The following is a 17,217-nucleotide window of genomic DNA, read 5'->3' on the forward strand; positions in this document are numbered from 1 at the left end:
CGCTATATTCCAAGCTTCGTGAGCAGTGCCGTCGTATCCGCCGTGCTGACGCTGCCGCCTTGGGTGTTTGAGCACGCAGCGCATTGCGGCTGAACGGACTTGTTGTCTTTTTTCCATTTCTCGAAAATCGCCGGGTTGCGGCAGCCGCCCAGTTCCTTCCAAACGACGGACTGCGGGGGCTGATGGTCGGCAACCCAACGTTTGCCACGGTTATAGCGGCGACCGCTGCTCTTGAAGAAGCCGGTATTGATCGATTTCTGGCACGACCAACAGGCCGCGCGTCCGCGTACATGCGCCCGCTGCTTCTTCGTGGTCTTCGTTTCGGGAGGATCTTCCTTGCCCGGCGGGCATCCCTTGCCCGCGTCGGCTAGCATCGTGGCAAATTCCGGCCGCTGCAGGTTCTCGATGACTTTGACATAAGTGCAGATAATGTTGGGCGGAGTCGACATGCAGTTCTGGATGGCAAGATCGCTGTGGCGCCCCACACCCTTGCCCTCGACCTTCACCGTGAAAGACCAAAGCGTGCACGATGCCTTACCCTTCGTCTTGTGTGTCACGACGCCTCCGCCCTGCGTGCCGGCCTCGTTGCCCGAGCTGGTCGATACCTCGGAAACGTTTTCCAGCGCGGTCGGATTGCCGTCGATCTTGACGCTCTTGCTTCCCTTGGTCAGATCGCCAGCCGACATGTTGTTCACATAGGGTACAGGCACCGGCCCCGTTGGCGGTGGCGGCGGAGACAGACAAACGTCAATCGGGGCAGTCCCCGTGCCCCCGCTACCTTTGTGGAAGAAACCGTTGCCTTCTGCAAAGACCGTGCAGCTCATTGCTCCGACACCTCTGTCACGGCTCTTGCGGCCCGCATCGCCGGCAAGCCGTTCGCGGCAAGATCATGGATGTCGACAAAGCTGAATTCGTAGATCTCCCAGTCGTCGCACCAGAAGGCGATCAACTGCGCCTCGCTTTGTGATGCTGGCGGCGCAAGTGCGGCAAGCTTTTCGCTCATTCTTGCCATCGTCCAGGAATCCTCGACAACGCCCTTGATAAAGCCCGCGACCGCATCGAACCACGGATCGACGAGGTCTGGCGGCGGACCCAGCCGCACAATGGCGAAAGGATAACGCCGGCCGACGCGATCCTCGCTCATGCGCCAGACGCCGGCGCAGGGCTGGTCGCCGAAAATGCCGGCCTGGACGATGAAGCGCCAGGCCCGCGGATCGAGCTCGCCTTCATCGGGCCGGGCGCGCAATTCCATCGACATCCATCGGTCCCAGCGGTCGATGAACGCCCGCGGCAGGTTCGCGGCGACAAAATCTCCGGTCGCCGGAATCTTGCCGAAGAAGCCGGTGCTCATATCTGCGGTGGACATGAGAATTTCTTGAACATCTGCAGGTTGTAGGGGTTTTCGACGCTGGCAGCCTTGAGTTCGAAGTCGGCGTACATGCCTTTCGTCCCTAGCCGCAGGCTGTAGACATCGGACAGCGAGGTCCCGGTGAATCGGCCGCTGCGCAGCATCCTCAGCCACGCCCAGCTGCCGGTTTCGTTGAGCATGATTTCGGGTGAGCCGTCGATCGGCTGGAAGGCGAGCGAAATGACCCCGGTGCCGTCCTTGCCGGGCCAGGTCATCGGTTGCGGTCGCGTCGCGTTGTTGAAGTAGACGAGGTTCTGGCCATCGAGATTGAGCGTCACGCGCGTGACGTTCGGAGACAGGTCCTTCGGTTCAAGCGTGAAGCTCATCACCGGACCCGTACCGCCGGGAAAGAGATCGTCGCGTATCCGCCTGGCCTGTTCGAACGCCGCCAGCGCCGAAGGGTCCAGGCCAAAGTCGGCACGCCATTTCCAGGGCTGGCTGGCGGTGTCTACGTAACTGATCAAATGGTCGTTGATGAAGGCATCGATCAGGCCGGCGGGTCCGAACAGGCGGGCGAAATCGCGGACATTGACGTCCACCGCGCTTTCCGGACTGAATGGATAGCGGTCGTTGAGCGCCGCCTGGCAAAAGGGCAGGATGTCGGCGCGCCAGATGGCGTTGAGCTCCGAGGTCACCGCCTTTTGCGTCAACCCGCTGGTGTCGCCGGCGACGCCGCCGAGCCAGTCGTCGATCGGGTCGGGCAGGATTTGCGCTTGCCTGGCGACCGCTCCCGTCAGCTCGGCGAGGCCGCCTTGCTTCTTGATGGCATCCTGGGGGTCGGGATTGGCCGTGACCGTCTGCAACACGTTGGACAGCGCCGTCAGAGCCACCACCGCGGCGTCGAGTGCCGGCGGCTGGCCGTCGACCTCGGCGATCGCACCCTTGAGCGGCTTGAAGTGTTCCGCCACCAGGTTGCCGGTAAGATCCACCTCGTCAGCTGAGCCCGCGCGTGGAAGCAGCTTTGCTCCCGTTTTCACGATCTTGCCGAGCTTGCCGAGTTTGCCGAGCAGTTTCGAGCCGCCCTTGGCCGCTGCCTTGTCGTCGGTCGGCGCTTCATCGGATCGGGTGAGCTCGGTCTCCTGAACGACCGCCGTGAGCAGGCGTTTCAGTGCTGAATCGGCGCTGGAAAGATCCTTCAGATTCTCACTGGCGACATTGAGGTCGCTCAATGGCGCCAGCCTCATATCGCGCAGGAAGCTGTCCCACTGCGCGATATAGTCGTCGTAATAGAGCTTCAGGATATCCTCGGACAGCGCCGACACGGAGGTCTCGGAGTTCTCGGAGCAGCCGCCGGCGAAGACCGCCCGATCCAGCGCCGCTTGTGCTGCCACATCCTCGATCCGGTCGAGAACGGCGTCATGGAAGCCTGCATAGGTGAACGCTCCCGAAATGCCGACGCGAAGCGTCTTGTCGGAGCGACGCGCAAAAACCTTGGCGCCGTTGGGACCGGCGAAATTCGCCGGGATCCATTCCTTGAGCCCGGCCACCGCCGGGTCGGCCAGCAACTGCCTATAGGCACGCGCCGGCAATGAGATCGTGCAAACCGTTTTCAGCGCCTCGGCAACCAGAGCCTGATCCGGGGCGATATAACTGTCGTCGACCGCCATGCGACGGATCGCGGCAAGCTGATGCTCTTCCGCGTCGGCGGTCGGAAAGGGTGGCGCCGGCGCGAATTCCGGCAAGTCCTTCACCCACCAGTTCTGGGCGAAATCGGGATCCATCTGCGACAGGCCCGTCATCATGCGGTAGGTCTTCAGCGCCCCGAGCATGAAATCCGGATCGCGGATCTGCCGCCACATGGTTGCCTCGAGCAGGGCGACCATGTGCGGCTCGAGAACGTTGCGCAAAGCGTGGTCGTAGGTGTCGGCCTGCGCCCGCACCAGTTCCGCCGAGGCTGATGGTCCAAGCAGGTCCTGGGCTGCTGCTGGCGGAGCGGTGCGGGCATTCGCGACCTCTGCCATCGCGCTGAGAGCGCTGTCGATGGCAGGCTGCTCCACCGATGCCGGGTTGGCGGCGACCGAGGTCAGCGGCGTCTGCAGCGCCTCGAACTGACCTGCCTGGGCCGTGATCGCATTGCGGTTGTCGTAGTAGGACCAGGTAAATAGGCCGCCGGCCAGCACGGCTATGGCGGCACAGGCGGCGGCGGCGCCACGCCAGATCCAGGCGCGACGGCGTTGCGCCAGCGGATCGAACGTCCCCAGCCCGGCTTCCCTGAAGATGACATTGGTCAGCAGGTTCTTCAGGAAGAAGCTGCGTTTTTCCACGCGCGGCGCGGGCATCGCCCGTCGCGGCGGAAGGCCGAAGGAGGAGGATAGCGCCGCCGTTAGCCGGTCGATGGGGGTCCCCTCCTGGGTCGCCGATGTCAGATAGAGACCCCGCAACCAGGCGGCCTCTTCATATCGGCTTTCACCGAACATCGCCTCGATCAGCACCTGGATCGGTTCGGACAGGCTCGCCAGTTGGGCCGGAAATCTGAAGATCTCGGCGCGTGCGGCGAGCTTGTCCTCGTCCTCCATGCGCGGCACCAGCCGCCGCTCGAGTTCTGTTGCCAGGGTCGTGATTTCCCGCTCGATGGTCTTTGCGTCGACGCGCGCATCCAGCGCGAAGGTCGTTCCCCAGACCTGCTCGCGCGACGCTGTCGACAAGCCGCCGAAGAAAGCCTCGAAACCCTTGATCAGATCGGCCTTGGTCAGCATCAGATAGACCGGAAGTCGGATTTCGAGCCGGTCATTGAGCTCGGCCAGCCGACGGCGGATCTTGCGGCCATGCGCCTTGATCGCTTCGTCACCCTCTGAAAGCGCATCGATCGAAAGCGCGACGATCACGCCATTTAGGGCGCGGCGGCCCCGGTGCTTCTTCAAGAGTTCGAGGAAGCCCAGCCACTCCGCCGCATCGACGTCTGGTTGGCTCTCCTGCTGGACATAGCGCCCCGCAGTGTCGATCAGGACCGCGTGTTCCGAGAAGAACCAGTCGCAATTGCGCGTGCCGCCAACACCCTGCAGGTCGTCGGTGAGATCGATCGGAAAATTCAGCCCGGACTGCCGCAAGGCGGTGGTCTTGCCGGTGGCCGGTGGCCCGACGATCACATACCAGGGCATTTCGCGCAGGAACTTGCGTCCGCCCAGTTTGCGGCGCTTCAGTTCGGCCATCACATCGGCGAACTTGGCACCGACGGCGGCGACGTTCTCTTCGCCGGGGCTCAGCGGCTTTTCCACCGCGGGTGCGGCGATTTCGGCGACGAACATCCGGTTGGCGCGGATTGCCCGGCGCTGGGCGACGATCAGCCAGATCAGCCAGAAGATGACCAGCAGCGCGACGATGACGATGCGTACATTCTCCGACGCGAAAGGTTCATAGGCACCGACCCTGACGATCGGACCGAACACCCAGATAACCAGCGAAAGCAGCGTGATGCCGATCAGCGTCCAGAGCCAGCGCGATGTCAGGACCGCCCAGAAGAAGCGCAGGATGAACATCTACAGCCTCTTTTCGACCAGCACCTCGACGCGGCGGTTCAAGGCCCGGCCCTCGCGCGTGCTGTCGGCTGCCACTGGATCAGTGGCCGCGCGGCCCTCGGAATGAACACGATCTTCTGGCACCCCATTCTGGACCAGCATGTCCGCAATGGTCCGTGCGCGCGCCTCGGATAGTCGTTGGTTCGTGGAAAGCGGGTTGGATCTTTGCAGCGGAATACCGTCGGTATGGCCGACCACCGTGATGTTTCCGATCAGCTCCTGATTGGCGAGGATCACCTTGGCGATCGAGCCGATCAGGGGTTCGAAGCCTTCCGTCAGTTGTGGCCGCGATGACTGGAACAGTTCGGGGCTGGAGGCTTGGATGACCAGCTTGGCCAGCGAAACGCTCTCGGTGCCGCTGAGGGCCTTTCTGAGATCGGCCGGGGCGCCGGCTTGAAATTCCGGCAACAACGCGAAATCCACGGCCTCTGGCGGCGGGGCATCGACCTTGGGCGAAGTGCGGCTGATATCGCCGCGCGTGGGGGGAGGCAGAGCGCGAACCAGCGCAGAAAGCTCGACTGCCTGGCTGCTCAGCCCCATCGACAGCCCGATATGGACTGCTGTGGCGACAACTGCCGCGCCGAGCGCCATCACCCAGATCGGAACGATGAAGCGCTGCGGCTCGTCGGACGCGGTCACGCCCTTCCAGTTTGGCGACAGCGGCGCGCCTTCGGCGTCGGCATCGCGCAGGAAGCGTGCCGCCGCCACGCGCACGGCATTGAGCGAGCGGTCGCCGGAGCGGCCGGGTACGCGATATTTGCCGCGAAAACCGAGTGCCAGGCAATCATATTGCAGTTCCAGCAATTCGCGATCGCGGTTCGGGTGGCGCTCCAGTTCGTCGAGGCGGGTGAAGAACTGCGTGCCTGCATCGACATCGCCGCGCAGCATGACCACAAGCGGCTGGCGCGGCCATGCGCTGGCGCCGCCCCAGGGCGTGTTAAGGGCCAGATCGTCGAGCAACGCGGCCACCGCCCACGCAGCCTGATCGGCCCGTTCCATCGAGGATCCGGTCGCCATCGCCGTATCGCGTGCACGAACCAGTTCCTCGAGCAACCGGGTTCGCAACGCTTCCGGATTCTCCGGTGGCAGCGCGCTTTCAAGCTCGGGCGCGAATTCGAGCAAAGGGGCGAATGCGTTGACAAGTGCGTTCGGGTGCGAACGCGACCGTTTCACCGGTGCGCCCGACAGGAGCGGCGTCATCGGTCGCGGCGTCGGCGTGCCGGACAGTCGTATGCGGGTACGTTCACGATCCTCCGACAGTCCGAAAGGATCATCGCGGCTCATGATCTCACCTGTTCACCGAATAGCAGTCCACCTGCGGCTCGCTCGGCAACACACCCGAAACGCCGATGACGAAGCCGGGAGCATCGAGCAGCGACGCCCAGTGCTCGCTTTTCTGGTCCAGCTCGAGGCAGAGCCGGTCGCCATCGTACGGGATTTCGCGAGGCTGCGAATGAAGCGGCTTGAGTGGAATGCCGGGCAGGCGGGACTTCCACAGGCCCTCGAACTGGTCGGCCGAGCCGACAGTCGCCTGATTGACGAATATCTTGCGCAGCGCGTCCTCCGACAGCTCCGAACCGACCCGGATAACGATCCGGCTGGCCACCAGCAGCTTCGGGTTGTCGATGCGGATTTTCCAGACATTGGTCGAATGCCGCATGACAGGCAGCGCGCGCGATTTCGGTTCGATGTAACGCAGGCTGAGGATGAGCGAGCGCAGCGCATCCGCCAGTGCCGAATAGGCAGGGCCGGGCGCCATGTGATCGTAGGCGGGCAACTCGCCCAGCCGCCGCGCGCTCGAGCCGTAGGTCGCCATCGAACCGGCGAGACCGGCCAACTCCAGATAGAGTTCGGCCGGATGGAAAACATCCTGCGCCAGCATGTGGGCCAGTCGCGGGCGCGCAGCATTGGCGAGATTGAGCATCAGCAGGTCTTCGACACTGCGCCCTGGCCCGCCCATGACCATCTTGCCATGTGCCTCGGCGATCTGGTCTAGGCCCGTGACAACCTCCAGAAGCAATTGCCTGTACCAGGCCACCGCGCCGGTAACGAGTGTCGGTGGCAGAAAGGTCTCATCCAGCGAGACGCCGCCATCGGCTCGAACCCCTTTTATGTCGGCTATGGGCAGGGCGGTGTAGCCGCCAACCGATTTTCCGGGTGCAAGCAGCAGCGCCTGTGGGCGGGCAATTTCGATCTCTTCAGGGTCTGAACCACCCTGGACGGCATCGGAGATCGAAACGATCCGCCCGTGGTAGCGTGCGCCGGTCGATGCGGCGTGTGCCGGATCGAAGCCGACACCGCCGGCAGGCTCGAGCGGCAGCGCGACCAGCACCGGTCCGGCGCCGGTATCGGGGGTGATCGGCAGCGGTCGCGGCGCGTCCATCATGTCGGGGATGGAGAACGGGGTCCCGTCCGGGAAGATGCCCCGTGCGGAGAGGATCGAGACCTGGCCGGCATCGAGCAACGCCTGATCCAGCGTCAGCTGCTGAAAGCCGAACGTATGGAGCTGCCCGGCCCGCAACGCGCCGCGCACAGTCGCCTCGAAAAAACGATCCTGCTGCTGGAAATGCTGGGTCCGGAGAAACAGACCTTCGGACCACAACACCCTGTTTGCATCGCTCATGCCGCTACTCTCTGCATCGAGCACCCCTTGTCCTGGCCGCTAGGCGGAAATGCCGCCGCTGCCAAGCGTGACGTTGACCGTAAATTGTGATCCCGCCGACACTGACTTGGTTGTCCGCCAGTTCCGGCCGCCGGGCTCGCGGATCAGCGCAACGAAGCCCAGCGCCGTCGCGTCCGGCTCGACCGTGATGGTCTTGGACGCGGTCTTTCCCGGCCCGACAGCGATCTGGTCGGACCCGATGAGGTCGCCTGCGAGTGCCGAGCCGGCATCCCCCTGCAATGCAAAATAATCGGCGGAACTGAATTTCCCGGTGCTGCGCAGCCGCATCACGAGGACCGTCACTGGCCGGTCGCCGCCACCTGGTCCCGGGTTCATGCCGGCTGCGCCGGTCAGTTTGACCGTGATCACGGATGGTTTTGGCGGGCCGCTCTGGCAAGCCGTAAGCAGCCCGGTCGCGCCAATGGCAACGATAAATTCGCGTCGATCGATCATGTCTCACTCCTCCTCATATGCATCCCGAAAATCAGCGCCGATTTCGCCAAGGAAGCTTGATTCCGCGCTCTGGGCGATGTCACGATGGCGTTTCTGGTAAAGCTCCCACAGCTTGGCGCTGCGCCCGCCCGAGAGCAGGGTGCCGATCGCGGAACTCGATTTCAGCTCCTCTTCGATCGCTGCCGGGTCAAAACGGTCAATCATTCTCCGCAAGGCGGACTGCACGCCTCGCCAGGCGCGCACGTGATGTTGCGCTAGATCGCGGACCGCATCCGCGATTGCCGCTTCGCCGGCGAGAAATCCGGGGCTGCGCTCCGCGATGATGGTCACGATGGCGTCGTCGACAGTCGGTAGAAACTTGAGCGGATTGACGTCGGAGGCCCCGACCATGGTCTGGGCAACGCGGGCGTTTCCCTTTTCCTCGGCTCGCTTGCGCAGAAGCTGCATCAGGCCTTCCATCATAAGCCGGTATTCGCGGCCGAATTTCTCCATTTCCGTGATCGCGTCACGTCCGGGGAAATCGGCCTCCTCGACGCCCATGCCGTGCAGGAACGCGGTGCGAAGCGCCATCGCTGCCTGCTGCGTCGGTATCGGCGAAGGTACGGGTTTAGGAACGGCACCCGCACCCCGTGAAGGAGGGGCGTCTGCGCCTTGCACCGGCAAATCCCAGGGATTGGCCGATTGCGGTCTTTCGGCGACACGCTCGCGCGGCCCGGTCGGGCCGGCGCCATTTGTCACGGGCGCCGCGGCTGGTCCGAAACCAAAATCCTCATCGAGTTCGGACGGCTTTGGTGGAACGGGCTCGGTTGCGCCGTTGCGGGAAGGCACCGGGTCAAGGCTGAATGGGTCCGTGAGGTTCGGCGCGCGTGGTTCTGGATAGGGCGCGGCACCTTTCGGTGCCGGCGTTGGGACCGGGTCGAGGCTGAACGGATCGTCGAAGGCCGGCGAACTGCGCTGGCTGGAGTTTGCCCGCTCGAACGCCCCGGGAACCGGCTGCTCGAACGGGTTCGGCAGATCGGCAGGACGCGGCCGTCGCGGCTCCTCTTCGACCGTGGCGGAAAAGAAATCATCGCGGCCAATGCTCACCGGCGCTCGAGACGCGGGCGGCGACCGTTCCGGGACCGATTGACTGGCTGCCGGTGCCTGAGCGGCCGGTGCTTGCAGATCGACGCATACTGTGTAGTCGCCCAGCCTCAGCCGCATGCCGCTTTGAAGACGCGCCGACTTGCCTGCGCCGAGCGGGCTGTCGGAGTCGTTTATGAATAACCCGCTGCTCGACGTGTCGGTGACGAAATATCCGTCTCGGCCGCCGGTGATCTTGCAATGGGCGCGTGAAACGAACATGTCGGGATCGTCGATCTGCCAGCCCGCGTCGGCGCTGCGGCCGATCACCAGCTCGCCTTCGTCCAGTCGGGTCTGCCGTACCACCTGGGTGCGTGGCCCTTGCTCCAGCGTCAGCAGCAAACTCATGCCGCGACCCCCGCCATTTCCGGCCGCCATCCGACAATTGTCCGCAGCCGCATATCGTCAGCATCGCCCCTTTCATGTGGCCGCGCAAGCCAGGCGGTCCGGCCGAGCTGTACCGCTCCGATATGGGGCGGCGGTACAGCTTCGCGTGCGAGCACAATGCGCAGATCGACGTCGAGCGATTCCCCGACCATATCGCTAACGGCCTGCTTGAACACTTTCAGACGCTGGCCGCCCGGCAGGAACGCCTTGAAGTCCTCGTAGCCCAGCGGGCCGACGCGGAGTTCGATCCGGCTTTGGCGGCTGAAAACCCGCGGGCCGATCGTCGCCCCACGACCTAGGACTGCGTGGGCTTTGGCAAGGCCGGTCTGAAGCGCGGTTGGTATGGTTACCCACGCGGCGATGAATTCCTTGATCTGGACCGGCACCTTGAACGCTTCCGCCAGGAACAGCGTCAGCCGCTCCGGACCGTCGACCTGGCTGGCGAGCGAAGCCGCCTGGCGAAGCTTGACGGCGTCGAGATCGGGATTCTGAGTGCCGGGAAGTCCGATCCCCGCCATGGCTTCAAGCATGGCGCGGACGCGGCCGCCGACCGCGCGTTCGGCCTGCACCGCCGGGTGCGCATCCGCCCAGGCCCGATAGTACAGGGCGATCATGCGATGCTGCAGAATGTTGACGAAGTCCACAAACGTCGTGTCGCTGGTCTGCTGCGCCTCGGCGCCAGTGAACCAGCGCTGCGACAGGCGATCGAGGACCCAGCGTGTCAGATGGAGTGGCATGGGGCCTTCCGGTCCCATCAACCCGAGATTTGCAATCGTGACCCGGGCCGGGGCTGCGTCCTTGCCCGGCACCTTGTCCCTCGCTTCGCGGAATTCAACCACGTCCCTGGCCGAGAAACTGAGACGCACATGCTGGCCGAGCCTTGCCGGCTCGCGATCCGGCTGGCCGGAATAGCCGAACAGCCCGCCCCTCCGTTCGAGCCGGCGCAACAGCTCGAAAAAGTCGAACGTTTCAGACAGTCCTTCGGCCCCGTCCAGGTCGAACTTGTCTAGATCAGGTAGCGATTGCCGGGCGTCATCGGCCATGGCACATCCTCCTGTCTCTGCAGCAGCCGCGTGCGGGTCCGCACAAAGCCGTTTATCCCGGCGTGGCGGGCAAACAGGCGTGCAAGCAAGGCCGAAAGCAGCAACGTGCTTTGCCCTGCCAGGACCGACTGGTCCACATGCAACGTCACTTCCGTGCCGCGTCCAAAGCACATCGGCCCGTCGATCTGCAGTCGTTCGATAACCGATCGCGAGTCGATACGAACGATCGAGTGTACGTTGCGGGCGAGGCTCGGATCTCCCCGGTCGGCATAAAGATCAAGCAGTGCATGGAGCGGATCGACACCGCGACCCTCCTTGGCAAGGCTGAGAAAGTTGAGCGCGAGCTGCGCCACGAGCCGCCAGGCAAGATTGTCGGCCCGGGATTCACCCTCGGCGCCCGCTGGCAACGCCGCTGGGATGGCCGGCTGCGGCGGGCGCAATGCGCCAAGCAGCCGGACCGCTTCGACTGGATCGCCTGTCTCCAGTGTCAAGGTGGGGTTGTCGTCGAGGATCGGCAGATCGCGGTTGGTGCAAAGCGCCATGATGTCGACACGCTTCAACGGGCGGTTCGCCGGGCTTTCAGCCGGGCGTGAAATCGCCAGGAAAACGTCGTCGCCGGTATACGAGGTGCGCGTCAGACCATCGCGCCGTTCGTCTTCGGTGGCACGGCGAGGGCGTCGTTCGGTGGAATAGACCCAGCCACTGCCGCGGTTCTGTCCCAGGCTGAACAGCTCCGGGATTTCGGCGTCGGTCCCCTCGGTATCGGCGTCTTCGACGCGGATGATCCGGTAGATTTCGAAGTCGCGCGCTCGCGTTCGATCGGCATGTACTACTTGCCGCGTCTTGCGGGGATCAAGCTCGATGACGTTGCACTCGCGCTCGAAGAGATTGATGATCGGCGTTGCGAAAAGCTCGAAATCGGCTGATGTCAGGTCGGCAAGCTCAGGCACCGGACGCCGGAACATGAAGATGATCTCGAGCCCGGCCCCGCATTTGCGCACAACAGGCTGCAGCCCTGACACCCGCACGTAGTGGAAGCGCTCCGGCATCATGAAATATTCGCGCAGCAGACGGTAGCCTTCGAATGTCGCACGCGTACGAGGCATCAGGGACTCGTTGTCACTGATGCCGACCATTTCGGGTCCAGGCAGGGGCGATATCGGGTTGGCCTTGCCTTCCGCGCGCGCGCCCAGGCCCGAGCAGGCGCCGAAGATCGCGTCAAACAGCAGTGGCGCTTTGGTGCGTCCGGCAAAATAGAGATCCAGCCGGTCGAGTGCCAGCTCGTCGAGCTTGCCTTTTCCGGTCCGAGCCAGTGCGATACTAAGTGCTGCCTCGCCACGCACGCCGCCGATCGGCGTTATGCCGGCTGCCGCCAGCGCGCTGCGATCCTGGAAATAGCTGACCGAAGTGATCGCTATTGGCCACAGCGTCATGTCCTGCGCGGTCGTGAACGTGCAACGTGTCGACAGGCCGGAGTGAAGACTGGAGACCAGCCGCGTGCCGCGCTTGACGACATGGCCGGCAATCATCGATTGGACCTGTTGGCCGGGTTTGAGCACTGCCATCGCCGTTGCCGGCGCCGGCGTGACCAGATCGGGATAAAGAACGTCAAGGACGCTGCGCGAGAACCGCGAGCGTTCCGCGTCGACTTTCAGCCGGGTGCGCGCGGCCAGGAAAGCAACGCCGTCAAGCAGCCGCTCGACATAGGGATCCGGACAGGGGACCGTGTCGAGCGAAAGGTTGCGCGCCACCGCCGGATGCATGTCGGCAAATTCCGCCGCGAGTGCACGGATATGGGTCAGTTCCTCCTCGTAATATTCTACGAAGACCCGATCCATCTCAGGCTTCCCTAAATTCGGTCCGAGCCAAGCCGTTGTCGAGATTGATCGTGGTGCGCAGGCGCATGCGTTCCGGCGTCGGCGTCATGATCAGCACCGCGTCTATCTCGATCTTTAGGCCCATGCTCTTGTCGCCAAGGGTCACCGTAACCTTTGTTGCGCTTTCCTTGAGACGCGGCTCGAAGGTGGCAAGCACCGACCGGATCTCGCGGGCGAGCGCCTCGCGATCGAAGTCGCGGGATGATCGGCCGGAGAAGGAGGGCACGCCGTAGTTGACCACGCTTCGTCGCACCTCCGGAAAATCGGCGAGAGACGGCGGATTGTCCGCCGCCTGTTCGCTTTCCAAATCGGAAAGCAGCGGAACGGCCTCGAAGCGCTCGGTATTGAACAAAGCCTCGATGTCGCGTCGCACGGCCTCCCTCAGCACGCGCGCCGAGACGACCACGCCGCGGCTTTCGATTTCGACGCGATGTTGGCTCTGAAAAGCCAATCGGTGCAGGCGCCGTTTCTGGTCGGGTGTCAGTTCGGCGTCGGCGTCGATGAGCCGCGCACTGCCCGCGGCGAGAGCGTCAAGACGCTCCGGGCCGAGTTCGTCCTGCAAGGCCTGGTGCAGCCCGTCTATCTCGGAGGTGACGCCCGGCAGGTCATTGACGAGGCGGTCCCACAGAGATGGCTGGACCGCTTCGCGTTTTGCTCGCGAACTGCCGCTACCCTGTAGTTTGTCCGCGCCGGGACGCCGGGCCTCACTTGCCGACATAGACATCCATTTCGATTTCGTCATTGTCGTCGTAGACGAACTTGATCTTCTTGTAGGCGAAGCTGACTTCTTCCTCGATCAGGTCTTCCTCATCTTCGGCCTGAGACATGTCGTATTCCATGATCGAGGCTTCGGTGAGCGTAACAACGAGGTAATCCTTGGTCTCGCCATCAATGGTCCGTCGTGCCGAGAACACCACTTCGTCCAGCGCCTTGTTCTCGAACAGCGCTTTTTTCAGATAGGGCGAGGACTTGTCATAGTGCTTGGTGAACTTGATCATTCCCAAGGAGACACGTCCGCGGCGCGAGAGCGAATTCGGATCGTATGGTGCGACTATTTTGTAATCGACCCCATGGATTTCGATCTCGTCCTCATGCCCGTCTCGAACGCTTGGGCCTTTGATATCCGGAACTTTCAGAAAGCCATCAATTTTGGTACCTGTGGGCATTGTCTTTCTCCACCGCTTTCAAAAACCAAGATGTTGTTGCTGCAGATCAAGTCTTCACGGACGGTAGTTCCGAGACCAGTCGAAGCGAGGCATTGATGCCCTCGAGTTGGTAATGCGGGCGCAGATAGAAACGAGCGTTGTAATAGCCCGGCCGCCCCTCGACGCTGTCCACCTGAACCTCGGCCGCGGCAAGTGGGCGCTTGGCGCGCGCCTTGTCGTCGGCAAAGGCCGGGTTGGCCAGCACGTATCGGTTGATCCATTCGGTCAGCCATATCTGCATGTCTGAGCGCTCCTTGAAGGAGCCGACCTTGTCGCGCGCAATGGCCTTGAGGTAGTGCGCGAAGCGCGAAACCGGGAAAAGATAGGGCAGGTTGGCGCTTAGCCGCTCATTGGACTGCGCGTCGGGGTCGACCAGCCGTCCCGCCCGCGTCTCGTCATCCTGCAGGGAGTGTGCCCCGATGAAGGCCGCCAGATCGGTGTTCTTTCGATGCAGGATCGGCATCAGGCCAAGCTTGGCCAGTTCCGCTTCGCGTCGGTCGTCGATGGCGACTTCCGTCGGACATTTCATCGCTATCGACCCGTCATCGGTCGGGAAGCTGTGCACCGGCAGGTTGAGGACCGTGCCGCCATTCTCGACGCCGCGGATCTGCGTGCCCCAGCCATAGAGCTTGTGGCTGCGATTTATGTTTACGCCCATCGGGAAGGCGGCGTTCATCCAGACATATTTGTTGTGATCGCCGTGCACCTCTTCCTCGAAGGTGAAGCCCTTCACCGGAACGGTATCCGTGCCATATGGCAGCCGCGCCAGAACGCGCGGCATGGTCAGGCCGATGTAGCGAGCGTCCTCGCTCTCGCGCAGCGACTGCCACGAGGCATAGGCCGGGTTGGAGACGATCTGCTGCAGATCTTGCGGGTTCGGCAATTCCTGCCAGCTGTCCATGCGGAACAGGCGCGGCGAGGCGGCTGCGATAAACGGCGTGTGCGCCGAAGCACAGATGCCGGAGATGTTGCGCAGCAAGCCGACGTCGCGCGGGTGGTTCGAGAATTCGTAGGCGCCAATCACACAGCCGATAGGCTCGCCGCCTAGCATCGAATACTCGTCTGTATAGACTTTCTTGAAGATCGGGCTCTGATCCCACATCTGGCCTTCATAGTCTTCGAGCGTGTCGGCCAGTTGCTCCTTGGAAATGTTCATCACCCGGATCTTCAGCTTCTGATCCGTCTCGGTGTTGTTGATGAGATACCAGAGGCCGCGCCATGTGCCTTCCATTTCGCGCACTTCAGGCGCGTGCAGTATCTCGTTGACCTGTGTCGTCAGCATCTTGTCGATGCCCGCGATCAGCGACTTGATCGACTTGATCGCATTGGACGAGATGGTGGTGGTATCGGAACGCGACTGTGCCGCGAGTGCGAGATTGCGGACGAGTTGCTGCAGCTTCTCGCTGTCGTCCTTCTTGACCTTGAAATCCTTCTCGAGCAGCCCGCTGAATTCTCCGAGGTCGATGGCTTCGGCCTCGGCGGCGACGGTGGCAGTCTTTTGCTGTTCGGCCATGACTTACTCCCCTACCTTGTCGTCGTCGGTCAGTGCCTGGCTGGCGATCTTGCCAAGCAGCGGCTCGTTGTTCAGAAGCTGCGCAATGCGTTTTTCGGCGTCGACGCGGCCATCCATGAAGCCGAGCAACTCCTCGAGCTGACGACGCATCTTGAGGATCTCGGCCAGTTGAGGCACCTGCTCGGCGATCTTGTCCGGAGCGAAATCGCCCATTTTGGAAAATGTAAGATCGAGCGCCAGTTCCTCGTCGCGCTCCTGACCTTCGGCCTGCGGCAGCGTGTTCTTCACCCGGGCTTTGACGCGGGGCCCAAGCGCCTCCATGAACTTGGGGAAGCGGTTCGCATCAGTCTCGACAAAGGAGCGGTCCAGCACCGACTTTGACGCTTCCTTGGTCTGCGAGGCGCCGGAAAGGTCGGCCATCACGCCCATGACAAACGGTAGTTCGATCGTCGTCGGGCTGCCGTAAGTCTCCACATCGTAGGCGATCTGCACCCGCGGCGCCCGATTTCGTTCGATGACCTTCGCTTTGCTTTCGGCTGGCATGTGCTGTTACCTTTCATCCTTCTGAGCCGTCTTCTTGACATCGGGAACGCCGGCAAGGAGCCGGAATTCCTTCAGCCCCGAAGGGGCGAGATCTTCCATCAGTTCAACGAAATCCATATGCACCATCCGGCGCACACGCCGCGCCAGGTGCGGAATAGGGCTCGACGGTTCGGTGCGGTCATAGAAGGCGACGACGAGGTCGAGGCATTTCACCACGTCGTCGCGCGAGGAAATCCGGTCGGGAAGCCCCGTGCTCGAGTCCGCGTAGCTTGCCACACTTGCCATAGTATCGGCTCCACGACCGTTTCTCGCAGGCGTTGCCGGTTCTGTCGGCGTGGGCGGCTTGGCCGCGCCATTCGCCACGGCGCCGGCTGCCGAATTCCGTTCGAGGGTCGTCAGCAAACGCTGCAGAAACCGCTTTAATTCCGGAACGGGAGCGCCGCCGCTGTCGAGACGAGCGTTGAGGGCGGTCTCGACCGTATCAAGGGCCGCGATCGCTGCCCGGGCGTCGGCTACCAGTGAGACCATCTCAGTGTTGGCTTGATCTATCTGTGCCGCACATCCGGCACGCACCCGGTTCAAGAGTTGTCCGTGGGCACTGACCAGTGCGGCCTTTTCTGCTGTATTCAATCCCGAGGCGGCTTCCTGGAGCATGACACGGTCGTCGAGCGCGCCTTGTTCCAGATCGCGTCCACTGATTGGCCCGATCGCGCGTGGCGCAAAGAACGCCATTTGCCGCAGGTTCGCCAACAACCCGTCCTGACCATTCTGGAGGTCGAGCAGCGCGTTGATCCGGCGCAAGGCGGCGTCGCGTGGCGAAGCGTTGGGCCGCAGTGCTGGATGCATGGTTTCCCAATGTTGATCGAAGGTCTGCGCAATGAGGGTCAGACCCTGCGCTAGCCCGGCCAGCCGTTCTTCATTGGCCAGCGCGCGCGTGATAATGACGAGCAGGCGCAGGTCTCGGCCATGCGCGCGCAATTCGTCTGCCTTGGCGAGTACCGCAGGCCAGTCGACCGGAATGGTGTTTTGCGAGGAGGGTTTGTTTTGGCCGTCGTGGACGACCTTGATCTCGGGTTCCGTCAGGCGCAACAGCTCATGAAAAGCCGGGTCGTTGCGCAAATCCTCCCCTGACGGATTTTCACCATCGAGCGGAGTAAGCCAGAGTGCGACATCAATCACACCAACCCCCAGCGACCGGCCCTCAAACCGTACGTGACCCAACGTTATCACACCGTTGTACTTTACCACAATTCAACGACTGCTTAAAAATTAACAGAAGCTAAATGCCGCCGCCTCTTGAGGCGTGATTGCCGAACCCTGAATGTGAAATGCAATGCATGGAGGCCGGCAATTCCGTGGTCATTTGCAGCCGGTGGTGCGGGATTTTCCACAAACGGGGGGTGCCGGCTGAGCCGCGTATCGAGCCCCCTTCCATCACGCGCTTTGTCAAGTGACGGCTTATGTGGCAGGTTATCGACTGGCAGATTGC

14 protein-coding genes are annotated in these 17,217 nt (G+C 62.8%); all 14 read right to left on the reverse strand.

The genetic code is table 11. From position 1 onward, the window contains the following. Window positions 1-2 precede the first annotated feature (2 nt). Genes ACFOJ9_RS07515 through tssA form a run of 14 tightly spaced genes read right to left on the reverse strand, consistent with a single transcriptional unit; the run spans window position 3 to window position 16,907 of the window. Window positions 3-824 carry a DUF4150 domain-containing protein gene (locus ACFOJ9_RS07515; RefSeq protein WP_378978135.1) on the reverse strand — a complete coding sequence of 274 codons (822 nt, stop codon included), beginning with the start codon at window positions 822-824 and terminating at the stop codon, window positions 3-5. Further along, complete coding sequence (gene tagF / locus ACFOJ9_RS07520) at window positions 821-1,366, reverse strand: type VI secretion system-associated protein TagF (RefSeq protein WP_378978137.1); 546 nt, start codon at window positions 1,364-1,366, stop codon at window positions 821-823. Before tagF ends, ACFOJ9_RS07515 begins: the two co-directional genes overlap by 4 nt. Beyond that, window positions 1,348-4,884, reverse strand: coding sequence for a type VI secretion system membrane subunit TssM (gene tssM, locus ACFOJ9_RS07525; protein WP_378978139.1), 3,537 nt, complete (start codon window positions 4,882-4,884; stop codon window positions 1,348-1,350). The genes tagF and tssM overlap by 19 nt, the downstream gene beginning before the upstream one ends. Further along, window positions 4,885-6,207 (reverse strand): type IVB secretion system protein IcmH/DotU, encoded by a 1,323-nt coding sequence (gene icmH, locus ACFOJ9_RS07530; protein ID WP_378978141.1) that lies wholly within the window; start codon window positions 6,205-6,207, stop codon window positions 4,885-4,887. It lies immediately after the preceding gene. 4 nt (window positions 6,208-6,211) lie between these two features. Further along, complete coding sequence (gene tssK / locus ACFOJ9_RS07535; protein ID WP_378978143.1) at window positions 6,212-7,546, reverse strand: type VI secretion system baseplate subunit TssK; 1,335 nt, start codon at window positions 7,544-7,546, stop codon at window positions 6,212-6,214. 39 nt (window positions 7,547-7,585) lie between these two features. Next, a complete protein-coding gene (tssJ, locus tag ACFOJ9_RS07540; protein ID WP_378978145.1) occupies window positions 7,586-8,038 on the reverse strand; it encodes a type VI secretion system lipoprotein TssJ in 453 nt (150 codons plus the stop codon). Window positions 8,039-8,041: 3 nt separating this feature from the next. After that, complete coding sequence (gene tagH, locus ACFOJ9_RS07545; protein ID WP_378978147.1) at window positions 8,042-9,508, reverse strand: type VI secretion system-associated FHA domain protein TagH; 1,467 nt, start codon at window positions 9,506-9,508, stop codon at window positions 8,042-8,044. Then, window positions 9,505-10,590 (reverse strand): type VI secretion system baseplate subunit TssG, encoded by a 1,086-nt coding sequence (tssG, locus tag ACFOJ9_RS07550; protein WP_378978149.1) that lies wholly within the window; start codon window positions 10,588-10,590, stop codon window positions 9,505-9,507. Before tssG ends, tagH begins: the two co-directional genes overlap by 4 nt. Beyond that, window positions 10,554-12,428 carry a type VI secretion system baseplate subunit TssF gene (gene tssF / locus ACFOJ9_RS07555; protein ID WP_378978151.1) on the reverse strand — a complete coding sequence of 625 codons (1,875 nt, stop codon included), beginning with the start codon at window positions 12,426-12,428 and terminating at the stop codon, window positions 10,554-10,556. Before tssF ends, tssG begins: the two co-directional genes overlap by 37 nt. 1 nt (window position 12,429) lies before the next feature. After that, complete coding sequence (gene tssE, locus ACFOJ9_RS07560; RefSeq protein ID WP_378987641.1) at window positions 12,430-13,185, reverse strand: type VI secretion system baseplate subunit TssE; 756 nt, start codon at window positions 13,183-13,185, stop codon at window positions 12,430-12,432. Beyond that, the gene (locus ACFOJ9_RS07565) at window positions 13,172-13,633 is read right to left on the reverse strand and encodes an Hcp family type VI secretion system effector (RefSeq protein ID WP_378978153.1); all 462 of its coding nucleotides are present in this window, start codon (window positions 13,631-13,633) and stop codon (window positions 13,172-13,174) included. Before ACFOJ9_RS07565 ends, tssE begins: the two co-directional genes overlap by 14 nt. A gap of 46 nt (window positions 13,634-13,679) precedes the next feature. Further along, on the reverse strand, window positions 13,680-15,185 hold the full coding sequence (gene tssC / locus ACFOJ9_RS07570) for a type VI secretion system contractile sheath large subunit (protein ID WP_378978155.1): 1,506 nt from the start codon (window positions 15,183-15,185) through the stop codon (window positions 13,680-13,682). Window positions 15,186-15,188: 3 nt separating this feature from the next. Next, window positions 15,189-15,728, reverse strand: coding sequence for a type VI secretion system contractile sheath small subunit (gene tssB / locus ACFOJ9_RS07575; protein ID WP_378978157.1), 540 nt, complete (start codon window positions 15,726-15,728; stop codon window positions 15,189-15,191). A 6-nt stretch (window positions 15,729-15,734) separates the two neighbouring features. Further along, window positions 15,735-16,907: a type VI secretion system protein TssA gene (gene tssA / locus ACFOJ9_RS07580; protein ID WP_378978159.1), complete on the reverse strand. Its 1,173-nt coding sequence runs from the start codon at window positions 16,905-16,907 to the stop codon at window positions 15,735-15,737. Window positions 16,908-17,217: the final 310 nt, after the last annotated feature.

The organism is Mesorhizobium cantuariense (assembly GCF_042647205.1).
GTDB classification, from domain to species: Bacteria; Pseudomonadota; Alphaproteobacteria; order Rhizobiales; family Rhizobiaceae; genus Mesorhizobium; species Mesorhizobium cantuariense.

What these genes read in the sequence shown, in the direction of transcription:
- ACFOJ9_RS07515 (WP_378978135.1), bottom strand. Translation starts at nt 824, where the DNA reads ATGAGCTGCACGGTCTTTGCAGAAGGCAACGGTTTCTTCCACAAAGGT.
- tagF (WP_378978137.1), bottom strand. Translation starts at nt 1,366, where the DNA reads ATGTCCACCGCAGATATGAGCACCGGCTTCTTCGGCAAGATTCCGGCG.
- tssM (WP_378978139.1), bottom strand. Translation starts at nt 4,884, where the DNA reads ATGTTCATCCTGCGCTTCTTCTGGGCGGTCCTGACATCGCGCTGGCTC.
- icmH (WP_378978141.1), bottom strand. Translation starts at nt 6,207, where the DNA reads ATGAGCCGCGATGATCCTTTCGGACTGTCGGAGGATCGTGAACGTACC.
- tssK (WP_378978143.1), bottom strand. Translation starts at nt 7,546, where the DNA reads ATGAGCGATGCAAACAGGGTGTTGTGGTCCGAAGGTCTGTTTCTCCGG.
- tssJ (WP_378978145.1), bottom strand. Translation starts at nt 8,038, where the DNA reads ATGATCGATCGACGCGAATTTATCGTTGCCATTGGCGCGACCGGGCTG.
- tagH (WP_378978147.1), bottom strand. Translation starts at nt 9,508, where the DNA reads ATGAGTTTGCTGCTGACGCTGGAGCAAGGGCCACGCACCCAGGTGGTA.
- tssG (WP_378978149.1), bottom strand. Translation starts at nt 10,590, where the DNA reads ATGGCCGATGACGCCCGGCAATCGCTACCTGATCTAGACAAGTTCGAC.
- tssF (WP_378978151.1), bottom strand. Translation starts at nt 12,428, where the DNA reads ATGGATCGGGTCTTCGTAGAATATTACGAGGAGGAACTGACCCATATC.
- tssE (WP_378987641.1), bottom strand. Translation starts at nt 13,185, where the DNA reads ATGTCGGCAAGTGAGGCCCGGCGTCCCGGCGCGGACAAACTACAGGGT.
- ACFOJ9_RS07565 (WP_378978153.1), bottom strand. Translation starts at nt 13,633, where the DNA reads ATGCCCACAGGTACCAAAATTGATGGCTTTCTGAAAGTTCCGGATATC.
- tssC (WP_378978155.1), bottom strand. Translation starts at nt 15,185, where the DNA reads ATGGCCGAACAGCAAAAGACTGCCACCGTCGCCGCCGAGGCCGAAGCC.
- tssB (WP_378978157.1), bottom strand. Translation starts at nt 15,728, where the DNA reads ATGCCAGCCGAAAGCAAAGCGAAGGTCATCGAACGAAATCGGGCGCCG.